General features: G+C 70.2%; 17 protein-coding genes. 11 read left to right on the forward strand and 6 right to left on the reverse strand.

The window, feature by feature from the left end; genetic code table 11:
* The first annotated feature begins 480 nt into the window (after positions 1 to 480).
* From G6048_RS37070 to G6048_RS37085, 4 genes are all read left to right on the forward strand, one after another.
* Positions 481 to 4,050 (forward strand): hypothetical protein, encoded by a 3,570-nt coding sequence (locus G6048_RS37070; RefSeq protein WP_165343987.1) that lies wholly within the window; start codon positions 481 to 483, stop codon positions 4,048 to 4,050.
* 38 nt (positions 4,051 to 4,088) lie between these two features.
* A complete protein-coding gene (locus G6048_RS37075; RefSeq protein ID WP_165344001.1) occupies positions 4,089 to 4,376 on the forward strand; it encodes a hypothetical protein in 288 nt (95 codons plus the stop codon).
* 240 nt (positions 4,377 to 4,616) lie between these two features.
* Positions 4,617 to 4,916, forward strand: coding sequence for a hypothetical protein (locus G6048_RS37080; protein ID WP_165343988.1), 300 nt, complete (start codon positions 4,617 to 4,619; stop codon positions 4,914 to 4,916).
* Between the two features lie 358 nt (positions 4,917 to 5,274).
* Entirely contained in the window at positions 5,275 to 6,753 is a 1,479-nt protein-coding gene (locus tag G6048_RS37085; protein WP_165343989.1) for an FG-GAP and VCBS repeat-containing protein, read from the forward strand.
* A 25-nt stretch (positions 6,754 to 6,778) separates the two neighbouring features.
* On the opposite strand, the gene G6048_RS37090 is transcribed toward G6048_RS37085, so the two are convergent.
* Entirely contained in the window at positions 6,779 to 7,207 is a 429-nt protein-coding gene (locus tag G6048_RS37090; RefSeq protein WP_165343990.1) for a pyridoxamine 5'-phosphate oxidase family protein, read from the reverse strand.
* A gap of 45 nt (positions 7,208 to 7,252) precedes the next feature.
* Positions 7,253 to 8,104 (reverse strand): NAD(P)H-binding protein, encoded by an 852-nt coding sequence (locus G6048_RS37095; protein ID WP_235990854.1) that lies wholly within the window; start codon positions 8,102 to 8,104, stop codon positions 7,253 to 7,255.
* 94 nt (positions 8,105 to 8,198) lie between these two features.
* Here G6048_RS37095 and G6048_RS37100 point away from each other — a divergent pair, with 94 nt between their 5' ends.
* Positions 8,199 to 9,173 carry an AraC family transcriptional regulator gene (locus G6048_RS37100; protein ID WP_165343991.1) on the forward strand — a complete coding sequence of 325 codons (975 nt, stop codon included), beginning with the start codon at positions 8,199 to 8,201 and terminating at the stop codon, positions 9,171 to 9,173.
* Between the two features lie 15 nt (positions 9,174 to 9,188).
* Here G6048_RS37100 and G6048_RS37105 read toward each other — a convergent pair whose 3' ends face one another.
* Both G6048_RS37105 and G6048_RS37110 read right to left on the reverse strand, forming a co-directional pair.
* Positions 9,189 to 9,389, reverse strand: coding sequence for a DUF397 domain-containing protein (locus tag G6048_RS37105; protein ID WP_165343992.1), 201 nt, complete (start codon positions 9,387 to 9,389; stop codon positions 9,189 to 9,191).
* A 9-nt stretch (positions 9,390 to 9,398) separates the two neighbouring features.
* The gene (locus G6048_RS37110; protein WP_165343993.1) at positions 9,399 to 10,241 is read right to left on the reverse strand and encodes a helix-turn-helix domain-containing protein; all 843 of its coding nucleotides are present in this window, start codon (positions 10,239 to 10,241) and stop codon (positions 9,399 to 9,401) included.
* A gap of 227 nt (positions 10,242 to 10,468) precedes the next feature.
* Between G6048_RS37110 and G6048_RS37115 the strand changes: the two genes are divergently transcribed.
* Positions 10,469 to 10,864 carry an ATP-binding protein gene (locus tag G6048_RS37115; RefSeq protein ID WP_165343994.1) on the forward strand — a complete coding sequence of 132 codons (396 nt, stop codon included), beginning with the start codon at positions 10,469 to 10,471 and terminating at the stop codon, positions 10,862 to 10,864.
* A gap of 27 nt (positions 10,865 to 10,891) precedes the next feature.
* Complete coding sequence (locus tag G6048_RS37120) at positions 10,892 to 14,368, forward strand: NACHT domain-containing protein (protein ID WP_165343995.1); 3,477 nt, start codon at positions 10,892 to 10,894, stop codon at positions 14,366 to 14,368.
* Between the two features lie 20 nt (positions 14,369 to 14,388).
* On the opposite strand, the gene G6048_RS37125 is transcribed toward G6048_RS37120, so the two are convergent.
* Positions 14,389 to 14,955: a hypothetical protein gene (locus G6048_RS37125; protein ID WP_235990856.1), complete on the reverse strand. Its 567-nt coding sequence runs from the start codon at positions 14,953 to 14,955 to the stop codon at positions 14,389 to 14,391.
* A gap of 215 nt (positions 14,956 to 15,170) precedes the next feature.
* Between G6048_RS37125 and G6048_RS37130 the strand changes: the two genes are divergently transcribed.
* The 4 genes from G6048_RS37130 (at position 15,171) to G6048_RS37145 (ending at position 18,431) form a co-directional block, all read left to right on the forward strand.
* The gene (locus G6048_RS37130) at positions 15,171 to 15,566 is read left to right on the forward strand and encodes a nuclear transport factor 2 family protein (RefSeq protein WP_165343996.1); all 396 of its coding nucleotides are present in this window, start codon (positions 15,171 to 15,173) and stop codon (positions 15,564 to 15,566) included.
* A gap of 251 nt (positions 15,567 to 15,817) precedes the next feature.
* On the forward strand, positions 15,818 to 16,720 hold the full coding sequence (locus G6048_RS37135) for a Yip1 family protein (RefSeq protein ID WP_165343997.1): 903 nt from the start codon (positions 15,818 to 15,820) through the stop codon (positions 16,718 to 16,720).
* A gap of 106 nt (positions 16,721 to 16,826) precedes the next feature.
* Positions 16,827 to 18,149, forward strand: a complete 1,323-nt coding sequence (locus G6048_RS37140) for a sulfite oxidase (RefSeq protein WP_235990859.1) — start codon at positions 16,827 to 16,829, stop codon at positions 18,147 to 18,149.
* 39 nt (positions 18,150 to 18,188) lie between these two features.
* Complete coding sequence (locus G6048_RS37145) at positions 18,189 to 18,431, forward strand: DUF5988 family protein (protein ID WP_165343998.1); 243 nt, start codon at positions 18,189 to 18,191, stop codon at positions 18,429 to 18,431.
* A gap of 31 nt (positions 18,432 to 18,462) precedes the next feature.
* On the opposite strand, the gene dcd is transcribed toward G6048_RS37145, so the two are convergent.
* A complete protein-coding gene (gene dcd, locus G6048_RS37150) occupies positions 18,463 to 19,038 on the reverse strand; it encodes a dCTP deaminase (RefSeq protein WP_165343999.1) in 576 nt (191 codons plus the stop codon).
* Positions 19,039 to 19,423 lie beyond the last annotated feature (385 nt).

The following is a 19,423-nucleotide window of genomic DNA, read 5'->3' on the forward strand; positions in this document are numbered from 1 at the left end:
AAGCTGCACGAGTGGTCTCTCGTTTCTCCGGGCGTCGTTACGGCAGCACGAGAGCCCAGAGCTCTTCCCCACCCCCCGTACGACCCCCTGGTTCGTTACGTGAGACGGGAAGGTATCCCAACAGCCACCGCTCGTAAAGGTGATGTAAAGCACCGTCAACTACTTTGTGAAGCTTCTGAGTTGAACTTATGATCGCTCTCCGGTCGGGGGATCACGTTCAGTCGGCCGCCTCAGGCGTCCGCGAAAAAGACCTGCCTACACACCCTGATCCAGGCTTGCCCCGCGCCGGCTTCCGCCCATGTCCACTCAGAGCCAAGCCAAAGCCGCAAGACGGACAGGGGAGTTGTCGGCACACGGAGGGGTGCTCGTTCCTTGAGACGAAGAAATCGTTTCCGATTCGGATTTTTCCGCGCGAGCGGAGAGAGACCGGGGGGAATCAACAACCGGCGGTACATACGGAGAAAAGGTGCGGTCGCCGCGATGCGTGCGCTGTGCCTGAGCCTGTTCCTCGCTCTCGTCGCGGGAGTCGTCGGAGCCGCTCCGGCCACCGCCGACGAGGTGATCGACTGGGACGAATACGGCACAGTCACCGACCACCTCCCCGCCACCGACCGCGGCCGGGTTGTAGAGCTGTGGAAGACGGGCGGCCCGGGCGTCAAGGCTGCCGCCGAGGTCGCCCTGATGGGATCCGACGCCGACGTCCGGGAATTCCTGGACCACGAGAAGGACATCGCTCAGCTCTCCGACGACCGGGTGGCCACGGTCCAGATCTTCTCCGCGGGCGGTCGCGGGGTACGCGAGGCCGCGCAGAAGGCGTTGGCCGGCACCCCCGAGGACCTGCGCGCCTTCCTCAAGGACGGCTGGAAGGCCCCGCTCGAGCAGGACCTCCGGGTCCAGATCACGCAGATCATCTCCGCCGGTGGCCCCGGTGTGAAGAAGGCCGGCGAGCAGGCCCTGAACGGGTCACCGGAGGACCGTCGCAAGTTCCTGGACGACGGCCAGTACACAGCCCGCGACAACGACACCCGGGTGCAGACCGTCCAGATCATGAGCACCGGCGGGCCGGCCACCCGTGAGGCCGCCAGGCTCGCGATGAACGGCACCATCGAGGACGTACGCGAGTTCCTGGAAGTCGGCCAGTACACCGCCCGCGCCCGCGACCAGGAACAGGCCACCGTCGCCGAACTCGCCACGCTCGCCCAGGAAGCCGGGCGCCAGGCCGCCAAGGAGACGGAGGCCGCCAAGGAAGCCTCCGCTCGGGCCGTCGCCGCGGGCGCACTCGCCAAGGAAGCCGCGCAGAAGGCCGCACGGGAGACCGAGGCGGCCAAGAACGACGCCAAGCAGGCATCCAACGCGGCGGGACGCGCGGCGGACGCGGCCAAGGGAGCGGCCCGCGCCGCCCAGGAAGCCATCGAGTCCGCCCAGGCCGCCAACACCTCGGCCCGGGTGGCCGCCAACGCCGCCTCGCAGGCGGCCTCCGCTGCCGCCGCGGCTGCCCAGGCCGCGTCCCGGGCGAGGGGTGCCGCCGCTGCCGCCGCCACCGACGCGAGCAAGGCGTCCGCCGCGCGTAAGGCTGCCGAGGACGCCCGCGATGCCGCCAAGGGCGCCAAGAAGGCGGCGGAGGCCGCCGGGTTCGCGGGCACCGCCGCCACCGAGGCGGGCAACGCGGCCAAGGCCGCGGCGAGTGCCGGCGCCAACGCCGACGCCGCCGCGAACGCCGCGTCCGAGGCGAGCGGGCACTCCAATGTGTCCGCCGCCCAGGCCGCACGGGCCAGGGCCGCCGCCGCCGAGGCACGTCGGCATGCCGCCGCCGCCACCAAGGCGGCCAACCGGGCCGAGACGCTGGCCCGCAGGGCGGCCACGGCCGCGTTCGAGGCGCGGGACGCGGCCAAGAAGGCCGCCGACCACGCGGAGAAGGCCGCCGCTGCCGCGGACGACGCGGCCGAGCACGCCGGAGAGGCGGCTGACGCGGCCGCCGAGTCCACCAAACACGCCAAGGCGGCCAAGAACGCGGCGGACGACGCCGCGGAGGCGGTCACCAAGGCCCGTACCACGCACACTCTGGCCCGTGAGGTCGAGTCGGCCGAGCTCGTCGCCCGTACCGACTCCGCGATCGAGCGCGCCAAGTCCCTCAAGGACCGCGACGACCAGCGCAGGGCCGACGCGCGGCAGGCCGCCGAGGAGGCGAAGCGGCTCGACGAGGAGGCCGAGCGGCTCGCCCGGGAGGTCACCGACCCGGACTCCGACCGCCCGGAGGCGGCCACCAAGGCCCGCAAGGTAGCGCTGCACATGGCCAGGACCCGCGGCCCCTGGAGCGCCGCCGCCGCCGAAGTGGCCCTGGCCGGCTCGGACGACCAGGTCATCGAGTACATCCGTACCGGCTGGAATGAGGCGAACGAACAGGACGAGTACGCCCGTGCCGCACGCCTGGCTTCTGACGCCGAGTCGGCCGGTGTGCGCCAGGCCGCGGAAGCCGCGCTCGACGGCACTTCCGCCGATATCAGCGCGTTCCTGAGCACGGGCCAGCATGTCGCGGGCGCCAATGACTACCGCGTCAAGGTCGTTCAGCTCATGGAAGGCGCAGGCCCCGGCGTCATGCAGGCCGGGCAAGCCGCCCTCGACGCCGATTCGACCGAGAAGCTGCGGGAGTTCATCAGCACCGGCTACTACACGGCCCGCACCCAGGACGAGCGCGTCCGCGCGGTGCAACTGCAGGAAAGCGGCGGCCCTGAGGTCGAGGCTGCCGCACGTGTCGCCCTGGAGGGCCCGCCGCAGCTGCTGCACGCCTTCATCGAGGTCGGGCAGTACAAGGCACTGCGCCAGGACCTGCTGAGCACGACCCATGTTGCCCGCGTGCAGCGGCTGATCTCCTCCGCCGCCGGCGCCTCCGCGACCGCTCAGAAGAACGCGGCCGAGGCTCTCAAGGCGGCGGCCGAGGCGCGCAAGGAGGCCATCGAGGCCGCCGGCTGGGCGAAGGCGGCGAACGAGTCGGCCGATAAGGCCAGAACGCACGCGGAGGAGGCCCGCAAGTCCGCCAAGGACGCGGAGGCATCCGCGTCGAAGGCGGCGGCGTCCGCGAAGACCGCACGCCAGGCGGAAGCGGACGCCCACCGCGCCGCGCGCGATGCGAGCAACTCGGCTGCGCGTGCGGAGTCCTCGGCCTCAGCCGCGGCCGGATCCGCCGGAGAGGCATGGCAGGCGGCCAACGCCGCCCGCGCCTCGGCCGTAGCAGCGGGCAAGGACTCCGCGGCGGCGAACAAGGCGGCCATCCAGGCCTGGATCGCCACGGCCGAGAAGCTCGTGCAGGAAGCCGAGGAGCAGCGCAGGAACGAGGAGGAGCGCAAGGCCACGGCGGAACTCCAGACGATGGAGGACGCCTTCGGCGCCGCGGCAGCCGAGGACGAGGCCGACTGGTGGGACTACGTCAGCGGCGCCGGCCACCTCATCCTCGACGCCGGCGGCCTGGTCCCCGGCTTCGGCGAGGTCGCGGACCTTCTCAACTGCGGCTGGTACGGCGCCGAGGGCGACGCCGTCAACTCCGCCCTGTCCTGCGCGGCAGCGGTTCCCTTCATCGGCTGGGCAGCGACCACGGGCAAGTGGGGCAAGAGCGGGCTCGGTGCTTTCGAGGCGTTCGCCAAGGCCCAGAAGGCCCAGGGAAAGGTGCCGCACATCTGGGCGGCGAACAGGAGGCGCCCGCACGCGCGGAACGCGGCGAAGCACTGGTCCGACCACAAGGCGGAGTTCCCGGAGTTGAGCTCGGCCAAGCAGTACATCGAGCTCGCCCACAGATACCGCTCGGTGGCCGACTCGCCGACACCTCCAGCGGGCTTCCGGGTCTGGGACCGCGCGCCGGACAGAAACGGCAACCCTAGCGGGTACGTCGTTTACGACAAGAACACCAACACGCTCGCTTCTTACGATGCCGACGGACTGCCCAAGACCATGAACAGGCCCGCACCGAGGAGCCCGAGTAATCCGCGCGGATTCAGAACGGACATCTGGCCCACCCTCGAGGACTACCTGCGGGCCCAGGGGCAGCGTGAACGTTAGGCGCAGGAATCGGGAACACTACGAAGTGAGAGATGACGATGTCGACGGAACAGGAATTCCCGCCGCCGCCCGGCCCCGAGGAGGAGAGTGTCTGTCGTGTCTGCGGATACGACGAGGAGCTCTTCTGGGAGCACGGCTGGCCGACGAACGCCATCTGTCCGTGCTGCGGCAATGAATCCGACATCAAGGACCTGAGCCTCAGGGGGATTCGCGACTACCGCGGGGAGTGGGTCGGACACGGAGCGAATTGGGATTCTCCGCTCGACAAACCCAAGGACTGGGACCTGCTGAAGCAGATCGCCAACATCCCGCCCGAGTGGCGCTGACCGGCGCCTGCCTGGGCCGGTGAGGGTGTGGCGGATCCCTGGTGATCCGCCACACCCGGTCTCACTGATCGACCAGATGTAGACCTGGCGCGTGCTGGAGGCTCACCGTCCGGCGTTTCGTTGGCGGCCACCGACACCAACTGCCCCTGATTGGCCCGCAGAGAGCGATGCCGTCTGCTGGGGCCCTTCCTGCGCCGCGGCCGTTTTGCCCCGGGGCGTGACAGTACAGCGAGGAACTTCATGACAGACGAGCAAAACATCACGGGAGCCGAGGACGTCGAGGACTTCTGTCGCGTCTGCGGATACGACGAGGAGCGCTTCTGGGAGAACGGCGTCCCCACCGGTGCCATCTGTCCGTGCTGCGGAGCCAAGTCCGGTATCGGCGGCATGGGAGAGCCCACCTGGGAGGAGCTGACAGAGATCCGTGAGTACCGCGGTCACTGGATCGGGAATGGCGCCCAGTGGCGTTCTCCGACACTCCGGCCGAAGGACTGGGACCTGCTGAAGCAGATCGCCAACATCCCGCCCGAGTGGCGCTGACCAGCCCCTGCGTGCGCCAGTGAGGGTGTGGCGGATCCCTGGTGATCCGCCACACCCGTCTCACTGATCGACGAGACTAAGTAGGTCATGACAGACGGGCGAACATCGTCACCGTGCGGCCGCCCGCGTCGGGCACGACCCTCGTTCTCGCCGTCGCCGACTTCGAGCTGAGCCGAGCTGTCCCATCAGCCTCATAATTCTCTGAAGTCACGTACAACCCTTCACCCTCTCCACGGGTCTCCTGATCGCCAACCGCCCGCAAAGCCGAGGAGAACTCCCGGCGAACACGGGCGGTACGCGCACCCCATTGACTGTGGACGCCCGCCAGGCGTCCCCGCATGCCGCAGGAGAATCCCGCATGCACAAGAAGCACCGGAGAATCGCCCTCGCGACGGCCGCCGCGGCCGCGTTGACGGGCGGTCTGCTCACGTTCTCGGCCGCGACGGCGACGGCCGGGGACTCGGTTCACCACCCCGTGGCGGACTTCAACGGCGACGGCTTCGGCGACGTCGCGTACTCGGCCGGTTCGGCCACCGTCGGCGGCAAGAAGCAGGCCGGCCAGATCGTCGCCCTGTACGGCTCGGCGAGCGGCGTGACCTCCACGAAGCGCGCCACCATCAGCCAGAGCACCACGGGCGTGCCCGGCACCGCCGAGACCGGCGACGGGTTCGGCTGGGTCAGCGCGTACGGCGACTTCAACTCCGACGGCTACGACGACCTCGCCGTGTCCGCGTCCGAGGAGGACGTGGACGGCGACACCGACGGCGGCACGGTCCTCGTCATGTGGGGCTCGGCGGGCGGGCTGTCCGGCGGTACGACGATCAAGGACCCGGCGGTCTCCTCGCACGACCGCTGGGGCAGGTCGCTCGCCGCGGGCGACTTCGACGGCGACGGCACGGAGGACCTCGCGGTCGGCTCCTCGTCGAGCACGGTGTACGTCTTCAAGGGCGGCATCACCAAGTCGGGTACGTACGGCGGCCGTTACACCTTCAAGACGGACATCGCGTCCGGTGGCGAGGGGGGCCCGCTCGTGCTCACCGCGGGCGACGTCAACGGCGACAAGCGGACCGACCTGGTCGTCGACGGTTACGAGACCGACAGCGACATCGGCTACAACACCAACTTCTACGTGCCGGGCTCGGCCTCCGGCCTTGACGCCTCGTCGGCACGGGAGCTGAAGCGCGGCATCATCACCGGTGTCGCCGACGTCAACGGCGACGGCTTCGGCGACATCGTCACCGGCCAGGAGTGGGACCCGGCCAACGACAGCAGCGAGCCGTCCGTGCCCGAGTCCTCCACCGGCGGCAAGGTCCACATCATCTACGGCTCCGCCGACGGCCCGGCCGCCGCCGTCGCCGTGACGCAGAACAGCGGCAACGTGCCCGGCTCCTCGGAGCGCGGCGACTGGTTCGGCAGCGAGCTGTCGCTCGGCGACATCAACGGCGACGGGTACGCGGACCTGGCGGCCGGCGCGCCCGGCGAGAACCTGAACGGCGTGGTGAACACCGGCGCGGTGACCGTTCTCTACGGCTCGGCGTCCGGCCTGAACACCGGCTCCGGGTACCAGTACTTCGCCCAGTCCACAGCCGGTGTGCCCGGCTCGGACGAGAAGGACGACTGGTTCGGCGGCGAGGTGAAGCTCACCGACGTCACCGCCGACGGCAAGGCGGACCTGACGGTCGGCGCGTACGGCGAGAACACCGGCAACGGCTCGCTGGTCTACCTGCCCTCCAACGGCACGAAGATCACGACGACCGGCTCCCGCTCCCTGTCGGCGTCCTCGGTGGGCGTCTCGACGGACGCTCAGCCGGTGTTCGGCGCGAACGCGGCCAACTAGACGCGTGCTCTAGGCGCCATGCCGGTCAGTACGCGTAGCGGCGCACGGTCTCCGGGTGGATGACGACGCGGGACAGGCCGGCGGCCAACATCGTGGCAAGGTCGTCGACCCGGGTCCGGTCGTCGAGGTCCCAGTAGCGGGCGGCGAGGCGGGAGCACAGGTCGTGCGCTCCGTCGGCCTCCACCGTGGCGCGGCCGGCGACGGACACCCAGCGCTCGCGCTCATCGACCGGTGCCGCGACAACGATCGAGGCCCGGGGGTCGCGGCGCAGGCGCCGCACCTTCAGCGAGTCCGGCTCCGTGATCAACTGGATCGTCCCCTCCGCGGTGGCCTCGAACCACACTGGCCGGGGCTGTGGTGGCTGTGTTCCCCCGGCCACGGACAGGAACCCGTGCAGGGGGCGTCCGAGGAACTCGAGGTCCTCGGCGGTCAGCAGGCTGGTGGCGGTGCTCATCGTGGCCCTTTCAGAAGATGGTGAGGGGACGGTGACAGTGGAGGGTCATGGCCGCCAGGCTCCCGCCGCCGCGGCCCGCACGACGTAGTCCTCGAAGGTTCGGGGCGCGCGCCCCAGCACGGTGGCGATGCCGTCCGTCGCTTCGGCCAACACCCCGCGCTCCATCAGCACGAACATCTCGGCGACGTGGTGGGCGTCGGCCTCGCCCCAGCCCTCCTCGACCAGCGCCGCGGTGTATTCGGCGGCGGAAACCTGCTTGTAGGTGATGGGCAGCCCGGACGCCCGGGAGATCAGCTCGACGGCCTCGGCGAAGGTCAGGGCGCGCGGCCCGGTCAGCTCGTAGATCCGCCCGGCGTGCCGACCGGGCTCGGCCAGCACCGCGGCCGCGGCATCGGCGACGTCCTCGATGTCGATGAACGGCTCGGGGACCGCACCGGCCGGGAGCGCCAGCCCGCCGGCGACCAGCGGGGCATGGAAGAGGTCCTCGTCGAAGTTCTGGTTGAAGTTCGACGGCCGCAGAACGGTCCACTGCAGCGCCGAGCCGCGTACGGCGTCCTCGGCCGAACGCATGTCAAGACCGAACGTGGAGTCGCCCCAGGTGTCGGCACCGCGCCCGGAGAGCAGGACAAGGCGCCGCACCCCGGCGGCCTCGGCCCGCGCCACGAACTCGTGCACCGGGCCCGGCACGGGCGGGGGTACCACGTAGGCGGCGGTGATGCCCCGCAGGACCGCATCCCAGCCGTCGGGGTCGGACCAGTCAAAGCGCGTCCGGCTCGATCGGGAGGCGGCGCGCACCTGCGTGCCGCGCAGCCGCAACCGGGCGGCGACCCGTCGGCCGGTCTTGCCTGTGGCGCCGAGGACGAGGGTGGTGTCGTTGCTCATGGCAGCGTTGCTCATGGCAGCGATTCAACGGCAGCCACTCGGACGAATCCATGGGTGAAAAGCCAGATCGCCTTTGTCATCGTCCAACTCGGCGTCTAACCTCGGCGGGGTGGACGCGTTCGGTGACCTCTTCCGCGGGATGCGGGCCCAGGGCTCGTTGTTCGGCAGTTCGACCCTGTCCCCGCCCTGGGCGCTGCACTTCGTGGACGGCCCGCCGTTGACGTTGTGCACCGTTCTCGGCGGGGCGGGCTGGATCGTGCCGGAGCACCGCCCGCCCGAACAGCTCCGCGCCGGCGAGACGGTCATCGTGCGGGGTCCCGCACCGTTCACCTTCGTCGACGAGGTCGGCACGCGGGCCGAACCGGTCGCGTGCGGCGAGTTCTGCGCGACGCCCGAGCAGGGCGGGACCCGGCACCGGCTCGGCTGGAACGACACCAGCTGCGACTACAGTGACGGCGCGACGACGCTGATCGTCGGCGCCTACCCGGTGCGCGGCGAGATCAGCCGCAGGCTGCTGGACGCGCTGCCCGTCGTGCTGCGCGTGGCTTCCGGCGGCGGGGCCGACGCCGTACTCGACCACCTCGCCGCCGAGGTCGCCGCCGACACCCCGGGCCAGCAGGTGGTCCTGGACCGGCTGTTGGACTGGCTGCTGGTCTGCGCGGTGCGCGAGTACTTCGACCGGCCCGGCGGCGAGCCCCCGGCCTGGTGGGCCGCCCAGCGGGACCCGGTGGTCGGCGACGCGCTGCGCCTGCTGCACGCCGAACCGGCGGCACCCTGGACGGTCGCCGCGCTGGCCGACCGGACCGGGGTGTCGCGTTCCACCCTGGCGAAGCGGTTCGCCGACCTGGTCGGCGAACCGCCGCTGACCTACCTCACCCGCTGGCGCATGACGCTCGCGGCGGACCTGCTGGCCGAGCACGAGTCGGCGACCGTCGCCGAGATCGCCCGCACCGTGGGCTACACCGACGCGTTCGCATTCAGCGCGGCGTTCAAACGGATCCGAGGCGTCAGCCCGAGCGAGTTCCGGCGGATCGGTACGGCCGGTTCGGGTCCGGCCTTGGCAGGCGCGACGATCTCGATCTGATTTACGCCCGTACGGCTAGGAATGGGCCAGCGAGGCGTGGTCGTCGTGCAGGTGGCGTATGAGGGCGGCGAGTCCGGTGGCGGTGGCGGTCAGTACCGTGCCGGGCTCGTCGCTTTCGCGGAGGAGCAGGAGGCCCTGACGGGCGGCGAGTTCGACACAGTCGTCGGAGTCACCCCCGCCGGAGAAGGATGACTTCTGCCAGGCGTCCTGTGCCATGTCGAGGCCTCACATGTGCTGTACGAGGTGGTGGATGAAGTCCCTCGACTCTACGACGCCCAGGGCCACCTCCTCGATCGTGCGTACGGTCGCTCGGTAGCGGCTGAGCTGGGCTTCCGCGTCCAGGTAGGCCCCGCCGTGGTTGGTGTCCACCAGGACAGTGTCCAACTGCGGGACAGGACCACTCGCGTACACCAGGGGAGCGCTGATCCCGGCAAAGCCGTCCACGTCGAACGGCACGACGCGCACGGTCACTTGAGGCAGCTCCGAGTGCTCCAGGATGTGCAGCAACTGGTCCCGGGCGACCTTGCTGTCGGCAGCCCGGATCCGCAGGGCCGCCTCGTGAATCACGGCTTCGTAGGGGATCTTGCCCAGGTTCTCCTGGCGCCGCAGCCGAAAGCGCACCCGCGCTTCGCGCTGCTCCTCGGAGAGCAACGGCACCGACGAGGCGAAGATGCCGCGCATCTGCTCCTCCGTCTGCAACAGCCCCGGGATGTGCACGGTCTGGAACGTGCTCAACTCGGCCGCGTAGTGCTCCAGTTCGGCCACGTTCATGTACCCGGCCGGCACCGTCTCCCGGTACTCCTCCCACCAGCCGCGCCCTCGCTCGGTCGCCATGGCCACCAGCGCTTCCACGAGGGCGGAGTCGTCACACGCGTACTGACTGGCGAGGTGCCGAACGCGCTCCGCGCTCACACCCACCCGCCCTGCCTCCAACATGGAGATCTTGGTTTGCGCGATCCCCGTGGCCTCGGACGCCTCTCGGATCGATGGGCCCGCCCGCTCTCGAAGCTTGCGCAGTTCGGCACCCAGCCGCGCCTGACGTGCGGTGACGATGCTCCTCGCTGGCATGTGGCCCTTTCCTCCCGGCAGTTGGGAGCACCAGTATCCCAGTTTCAGCTTGACCGGGGTGAGTACTCACCCCTACCGTCAGTGATGCGCCGCACACGCTGCGGAATCGCCGGGATCCCGGAAGCGCACCGCACCGCCATGCCATGGCGGGCGCGACAAAGACACCGCCCGACGCCGCCGCGCCTCACCCTCACCCTCTGCACCTCCACCCGCCCTGGGAGACCCGTATGCCTGCACCCCGCTGGGAGTACACCCTCTACATCCCCAACGACCCCCGCGCCGTCCCCATCAGCCGCCGCACCCTCCGCGACATCCTCACCGCCCACCACCTCTCCACCCTCATCGAACCCGCGGAGCTCCTCGCCTCCGAACTCCTCGCCAACGCCATCCGGCACACCGAAGGGCCCGCCGCCCTCAAGATCAGACAGTCGGGCCCCTCGTTCCGCCTCGGCGCCTGGGACACGGATCCGACGCCTCCGGCGACCACGCCCAACCCGAGCACGTCGGGTCACGGCCTGCGCATCGTCGACGCGTACGCCGACGACTGGGGCTGGTTCAAAGTCAACGGCAGCGGCGGCAAGTACGTCTGGTGTGAACTGGGTACGAAGAGCAGGCCCGACTGAGGACGTGCGGGACGAGTGGGGGTGGGGATGACGGGGGTACGCCGTGTGCTCCGGTACCTGGGCGGCGCTGGACTGCTGGTCACCGGCGGTGTGGCGACGAACCAGGTGCTGTCCGACGGCAAGTTCAGCTGGCATTGGCTGTACGCGTCGTTCGGGGTGGCGGTCCTGAGCCTCGTGTACTCGGAGGTGTGGGCCGCAACCCCTCCGACCGGAACCAATCCGGGTGCAGCCACCGCACACGGCCGACGCAGGGTGTACCTGCGCCAACTACGCGCGAGCGTACGGGACATGGAGACCGTCGGTATCGCCACGCAGGGCGAGTTCGTGTTCCGGATGCGCCAGGTGTACGTGGATGTCAGCGTCGTCCCGCAGGTGCTGCACGCCGCCACCAGGGAGCCGTATCTCGGCTCGGTACCCGGAGGGGGAGCGCGCCGGAGCCTGGCGTCGGTGCTGCGGGACGCCGACCGGAACGAGGCGTCCAAGGTCCTGGCCGTGATCGGCGGACCGGGCTCGGGCAAGACAACAATGGCCCGCAACACCGCCCTGGAGCTGTGCGAACACCGTTGGCGGCCGGGGAGGCGGCGGCTGCCGGTACTGCTGTACCTGCGTGACCACGCCACGGAACTGCTGGCCGAGGAGGCGCCGACACTCGGGGCGGTGGCGGTCTCGGCGGGATGGCTGGAGGGAAAGGTCTCGGCGCGCTGGCTGGACCGCAGACTCGATCGGGGTCGGTGTGTCGTGCTGCTGGACGGTCTGGACGAGGTCGCCGACCCCGCGGCGCGCGGCCAGGTGGTGGCCTGGGTCGGCCGCCAGATCCAGCGTCACCCGCGCAACATCTACGTGGTGACCTCACGCCCGCACGGCTATGAGTCGAATCCGCTGCCGAGGGCGGAAGTCCTCCAGGTGCGCAGGTTCACCGGGGAACAGATCGAACGGTTCCTGCGCCAGTGGTCGTACGCGACGGAGAGCCGGGCCCGGGCCGGGACTGGACGCGAGGTACGGGCGGCGGCGGACAGAAGCGCCGACGACCTGCTGGACCGGCTGCGGAAACGACCGGCGCTGTACGACCTGGCGGCCAACCCGCTGCTGCTGACGATGACGGCCAACGTCCACCGCTATCGAGGCCAACTCCCCGGCAGCCGCGCGGAGTTGTACGCGGAGATGTGCGATGTGCTGCTGCACCGCCGCTCCGAGGCCCGTGGCCTGCGAGACGCCACCGGCCTGACCGGTCCCCACAAGCAGCACGTCGTGCAGCACCTGGCGCTGGCCATGATGAAGGCCAAGGTCCGGGACTGGCCGGTACGCGACGCGGCCGCGGCGATCCGCAGACCGCTGCGGCAGGTCCGCGGCGACGTGCATGCCGCCGTCTTCCTCGAGGAGGCCCGCAAGAGCGGTCTGCTGGTCGAGCGCGAGCACGGTGTGTACGGCTTCGCTCACCTCACCTTGCAGGAATACCTGGCCGCCGCCCAACTCGGCACCCCGCGCGCGGACATCGGCGTACTGACCGGGAATGTCGACGACCCCTGGTGGCGCGAGACCATCCTGCTCTGGTCCGCCGCCAACGACGCCACGCCCGTCATCACGGCCTGCCTGGACAACGGCACGGTCCCTGCCCTGGCCCTTGCCTTCGACTGTGCCGACCAGGCGAGGACGGTCGACCCGGAGACCCGTGACCGCGTGGAGGCTTTGCTGACTCCTCCCGCACCGGGCCAGACCGTCGACCACTCGGCCCGCCAACGCCTCCTGAACGGGATCCACGCCACCCGCACCCTGCGCGAGACGATCCAACTCGACGACACCACGGCGCTCTGCGCGCGTCCCGTCCCTCGCACCCTGTACGAGCTGTTCGTGCGCGAGGAGCGAACAGCCGGCCGCCACCACCCCGCCCCTGACGTCACATCAAGGATCGGGTCCGTTGAACGGGTTGCCGTGGGCATGCAGATCGGAGACGCCGAACGCTTCGTCGACTGGCTGAACACCATCACCGGAACCGCCGTCTACCGGCTGCCCACACCGGAGGAGCTCCGCGACCCCGCCGCCGCCATGGCCGCCGACCTGACCCGACACACCGTCTGGGCCCACGACGGCACCAGCACCGTCCTCCATCAGCCGCCGGGAGTCCCCTGGCCGTACTCCTTCGACGGTGGCGGCTGGCGTCCCGCCACCGCCACCGAGGACCTGGAGCAGCTCACCCTCTACCTGCGGCTTCTGAGCCTCCCGGCCCCACAGCGCGACCGGGCAAGGGACTGGACCAGCGTGCTCGCCACCGCCCTGTCCCACGCCCCCGAACTACGCGGCTCCCCCGACTTCGCTCCGCTGGAACTCCCTGCCACCCTCGCCGTCTCCTTCGCCCTTGCTCGTGCCCTCGACACGGCTCGCGAGCTTGGCCGAACCCTGCGCAGCGCTGCGGCCCCCGGCTCAGTCCCGCCAAACGCCCTCGTCCACGTCTTCGCCCTCGCCAGCGCCCTCGACCTCGACTCCACCCGCGACCTCGGCCTCGACCTCGCTCGCGCCCTTGCCCGCCCCAACGCCCACGTCTTCGCCCTCGGCCGCGCCCCCGACCCCGACCCTGACCTCGCCCGCGCCCTCGACCTGGCCCGCGCCCTCGACCTCGAACTGGGCTTCGATCGGCTCTTCCGCGACACGGACACCCGCACCCAGGCCGAGGACCCCTACGCCGCAGTCCTCATCAATCCCTTGGGCTACGCCCTGGCCCGCGCTCTCGAACGCTGGCGTCGACTTGACCCCGGTCTCTCCGGCGACCTCGATCCGCATTCCGGCGACGCACTCGACCAAGCCCGTGGCCGGGCCCTCGGTCTGGATCTCAACCAGGCGCTCACCCGTTCCCGCGCCCTCGACCCCGAGCTGGCCCATGTCCTCGACAGCGCGTTCGCCAACCCCCTCTGGTTCGACGTCGGCCTCGACTCCGGCTCCGGCATCGAGTTCGAACCCGTCTTCGCTCTCGATCTGGCCACCGACCTCGTCCACAGCTCCCATGCCGAAGCGCTGAAGCTCGCGCTCACCGCCTTCCGCATCCTGTTCGCCACCTGGGAACCCGCGCCCACCCTCCGTACGGAGAGTGCTCTACTCGCCATCCTCGACGAACTCTCGACGCACGCGGTACCCGACTCCCTGCTGCTGGAGCGCACATCAGAGGATCCGGTCACCAGCGTCAACCGGGCACGCGATCTCCTTTACGTAGACCCCGCTTGGGCACGCGGATCCCTGCCCGGCCACATCCGGGTGCTGGTGGACGACACGGCGCATTTCGTCACCGGGATACGCGACCGAAGGATCCCTTCCGACCGCCGGGCCCTGTCCGCTGCCCGCACAGCCCTTCTCGCCGCCATCGCAGGCCTGCACCACACGGCCCATCCCGCCCAGGAAGCGATCCACGCCCTGCACCTGGCATGGCAGGACCTGACCACGCTCGACCATCGGGCCCCGGACTCGGGCGGACCGACGCGCAACCAGATCCTCCTCCTCACCCGCACCCAGCCCTGACAGCCCAGCTGTGCCGGTGGTCACGGCAGCCGGTGCGCCCTGCGAGCGCTGAGGTCGATGACGAACTGCCACGTATCGATCCACGGCCCGCCCACGACGCGTGCGAGCAGCCGGACGCAGCGGTGCGCCCCGTCGCAGTCGGCGAGCCCTGCGCTGCCGCTCCGTTCGTAGACCAGCCCCTGTACGCGCAGCTGCGCGGGCGCGGCGAGCGGTCGCCCGGTGGCGGCCTGGAAGTCCTGGCGTACGGCGTTCCCGAGCGGGCTCGCGAGCAGTACCTTCAGCGCCTCGCGGGACTCCTGGGCGGAGGGCGCGGGCTGGACTCCGGTCGCGGAGTCCGGCCGTACGACCTTTCCGGTGCCGGTCGTCGACGGGAAGGCGTTCGGCGAAGGCGCCGGTGTCGTGGCGGCGTGCGGTGCAGCTGCTCCTAGGGGCGCCGGAAACCCGCCGTCCCCGGAGGCCTCCATCGGCAGCGTCACGGCAACCATCGCGGCCGCACCGGCGACCGCCAGTGCCGTACCGGCGAACAACCGGCGCAGGGCGATGCGCTGCAGCTCCTTCCCTCGTGGTTCTCTCGCTCGTTCATTCATGTGCTCCCCCGTGGTGCGGGCTCGGGCGTACTGCCGGATGCGGACGTCTCCGGTGCCTCAAGTCCAGCCGCCAGGAGGTTGTTAAGCAGGCCCCCTCCATCACACCAAACAAAGTCGTGGGGCTATTCGCTCCCAGTGGCTCACCCGGCGGCAGAGGCGAACAATTGCCTACGTAAGCCGCATACCGACCCGAGCCACGGAAGGTGGCGAACACCATGGCTGAGCACCCGCACGCAGCACTGGCACGCAAGGGCTACGAGGCCTTCCGGCGCGGTGACATGGACACCCTGCGCGGGCTGATGTCGGGCGACGCCGCGCACCACGTGCCGGGCGACCACCCCCTGGCAGGCGACTTCAAGGGCCAGGACGCGATCATCGACATGTACCGCCGGCTCAACGAGGAGACGAACGGCACCATGCGCGTCGAACTGCGCCATGTCCTCGTCGACGGCCGGGGCCACGCGGTCACCCTGCACCGCTTCACGGCCGAGCGGGGCGGCAAGCAGCTCGACGAGAACGGGGGCCTCGTCTTCCGGATCGTCGGGGACAAGATCACCGACATCGACGAATGCATAGAGGACATCGAGAGGAGCAATGCCTTCTGGTCGTGACGTCGCCGGGTTCCGTGGGGCCCGCAGGTCCACCTGGGTCCCGCAGATCCCGCAGGTCCCGCAGGTCCCGCAGGTCCCGCAGCAAAGCGACGGCAACGGCAGTCACGTACCGCAAAACCCCGAGCCGACCCTGAGCAGCCACGGAAAATCGGCTGGACAACCCCTTAGGGGATGTCACAGCTCAGCGTCAAAGCCGGGTCCGTTCTCCCGGGCCCGGCGCACGGCTCGGTGGGACCAGGTACGTTCGAATCGTGGCTGGATTCAGGATCGGACGCGGCCGGGACAACCGCACCCAAGCAAGCCCGCGACAGCAAGCGCGGCAGCAACCGTACGGACAGCAGGCGCCCCCGGGCCGCCCGTCGTACGGCTATCCCCCTGCGCAGCAGCCGTACCCGCCGCAGGCGCAGCAGTACGGCAACGGCGGCGGGCATCAGTGGCCCCAGGCGAACGGCCACGGCGAGCCGGAGTACTTCGGTGACCACGATCACCACGCCCAGGGCCCGGACCCGTACGCGGCGAACAACCCGGGCCACACCCAGGCGTTCGGGGTCGGCGAGGACCCGTACAGCCAGGGCGGCACCTACCGCGCCGGCCAGGCGGCGCCCCCGGTGGGCCCGCGGCTGCACTGGAAGGAACTGCTGAGCGGCGTCATCATGCGCCCGAACCAGACGTTCCTGCAGATGCGCGACTACACGATGTGGGGCCCGGCCCTGATCGTGACGTTCCTGTACGGACTGCTGGCGGTCTTCGGCTTCGACGGCGCGCGCGACGAAGCGATCAACGCGACGCTCTCCAACGCGGTCCCCATCGTCCTGACGACGGCGGTCGCGATCGTGCTCAGCGCCTTCATCCTGGGCGTGGTCACCCACACCCTCGCGCGCCAGCTCGGCGGCGACGGCGCCTGGCAGCCCACGGTCGGCCTCTCCATGCTGATCATGTCGCTCACGGACGCCCCCCGCCTCGTCGTGGCCCTCTTCATGGGCGGCGACGCGCCGTTCGTGCAGATCCTGGGCTGGGCGACCTGGCTGGGAGCCGCCGCCTTGTTCACGCTGATGGTCAAGAAGTCCCATGACCTTCCGTGGCCGAAGGCCCTGGGCGCCTCGGCGATCCAGCTGATAGCCCTGCTGTCGATCATCAAGCTCGGGACGTTCTGAGCGCAGGGAGTTCAACGGGCGCAGCACACATCACGTGTGCTGCGCCGCGGCATTTCTCGGTCCCGTTGGTCTCGCGTCGTACGGCTCGTAAGCGCACGATGGACCCATGGACGGACGCGACGCACGCGACGTACAGGACCATCGCGACGTACAAGACCGACGCGACGTACAGGCCGAGCCGGCAGAGCAGGCTGAGCAGGCTGAGCGCATCGTGCCGCACGACGGGCCCCTCGGTGCCGCCCACGCGGGGGTCGAGCATGCCGGTGACGCGCACGCCGCCGACGTGCACATCAGCGCGCTACGGGCGGTCAGCGCACCGTCGCGCGTGGCCGAGCCCGCCGAGGGGATCAGCACGGAGGAACTCGCGCTCGCGGCCCGCAACCACGGGTTGCCGCTGGAGGCGCTGCGGTACGAGGTCACCCCGCCCGGACTGCACTACGTACTGGTCCACTACGACATCCCCACTGTCGGCGCGGGCGGGGTCGACGACTGGACGCTCACCGTGCGGGGCCGCGTACGCAACCCGCTGTCCCTGGACCTGGCGACCCTGCGCTCGTTCCCGGCCGTCACTCACCGGGTGACGATGGAGTGCGCGGGCAACGGCCGGGCCCGGCTGACCCCGCGGCCCGTGAGCCAGCCCTGGCTGGTCGAGGCGGTGGGCACGGCTGACTGGACGGGGGTCCCGCTGCGTACGCTGCTCGCCGAGGCCGGCGTCGAACGGGACGCCGTAGAGGCCGTGTTCACCGGCGCCGACCACGGCGTGGAACGCGGCGTAGAGCAGGACTACCAGCGCAGCCTCCCCCTCTCCGACGCCACCGCCGACGACCCCGAGGTCCTGGTGGCGTACGAGATGAACGGCGCCCCACTGCCCCCGCAGCACGGCCACCCCGTACGCCTCGTGGTGCCCGGCTGGTACGGCATGGCCCATGTGAAATGGCTCCGCGACATCGCCCTGACCAGCACACCCTTCACGGGATTCCAGCAGGCGGTGGCGTACCGCTACCGCCGCTCGGCCGACAACCCGGACGACCCCGGCGAGCCGGTCACCCGCATCGCCCCGCGGGCCCTGATGATCCCGCCGGGCTTCCCCGACTTCATGTCCCGCACCCGCGTCGTACGCCCCGGCCCTGTGCGGTTGGAGGGCCGCGCCTGGTCGGGCCACGCCCCGGTGACGAGGGTCGAGGTGAGCACGGACGACGGCGATACGTGGACCGAGGCCGCCCTCGACGAGGGGCTCAAGGAGAGCTCATGGGCGTGGCGGAGCTGGCGTACGACATGGGAGGCCACCCCCGGCACCCACGTACTGTCCGCCCGCGCCACCGACGCCGCCGACCACACCCAACCCCTCGACCAGCCCTGGAACCGCGGTGGCTTCGGCAACAACCTCGTCCAGCGGATCCCGGTGATCTGCCTGCCGCCGGGCGACTGAAGACGTTCACGTACGTTCACGTACAGGAGCTCTGGAAACATGGCCACGAAGACAGGCAACAAGGGCACCGCGTCGGACACGGCGGCCCTGGCAGCGCTCGAGGGCGGCCCCGACGACCTGCCCGAGAGGATCGTCCCCGCTACGGCCCCGGCGGGCGAGGACCTGAAGATCCCGCACCGCGGCGGCTACGAACACTTCCGCCCGACGTCACGCCGCCAGGACACGGCGAAGGGGGAGCTGCCGGTCTACGAGTGGTGGGAGCGCACGGAGATCGCTGAGTAGCCCTGTTCAGACGTGGGGGTCCGGTCCTGGATCACACCTGGGTCCGGTGGAAGTTGAGGAAGGACCGCGAGGCGGTGGGCCCACGCTGACCCTGATAACGGGACCCGTACCGCTCGGACCCGTAAGGGAATTCGGCAGGCGAACTGAGCCGGAACATACACAACTGCCCGATCTTCATCCCCGGCCACAGCTTGATCGGCAGCGTGGCGAGATTGGACAGCTCAAGGGTGACGTGCCCGGAAAAGCCCGGGTCGATAAACCCGGCAGTGGAATGCGTGACCAGCCCGAGCCGCCCCAGCGAACTCTTCCCCTCGAGCCTCGACGCAAGATCATCGGGCAGCGAGATCACCTCATACGTACTCGCCAGCACGAACTCCCCGGGATGCAGGATGAACGGCTCGTCCCCGTCCGGCTCGACGAGCCGCGTCAGATCGGCCTGCTCGATGGAGGGGTCGATATGCGGGTAACGGTGATTCTCGAACACCCGGAAGTACCGGTCGAGCCGCACGTCGACACTCGACGGCTGCACCATGGAATCGTCGTACGGATCGATCCGGACCCGCCCGGAGTCGATCTCGGCCCGGATGTCCTTGTCAGAGAGAAGCACGACCTGAGGATACGCACGGCGTAGGGGCCCGCCACAATCCACCGAGGATCCGAGGACTGTGACGGGCCCCTACGAGCTGAAGCCGACGCCGTGGTCCGGCCGTTACCGCTTCTCCATGGACACGGATACGGGCACGGGTACGACGTTCCGAAGCCGGGCGCAGCGCGGACAGCGGATCAACCGGCTGGGGCCGAGTCGGTCGGCCTGCTGCATCGGAAGCTGGGCGGTGCTGAACACATGCCCTTCGGCACAACGGACAACGGTGCTGCGTTCCATCAAGTCCTCAGAGTCCCTTCCCCAAGAGCCGCGTCTGACTGACGTAAACCGCCACATTACGGGACGATCAGAACGGCCCTCCAGGCGGCACTCCGATCCCGCCCAACCC

Source organism: Streptomyces ureilyticus (assembly GCF_011045025.1).
Taxonomy (GTDB): domain Bacteria; phylum Actinomycetota; class Actinomycetes; order Streptomycetales; family Streptomycetaceae; genus Streptomyces; species Streptomyces ureilyticus.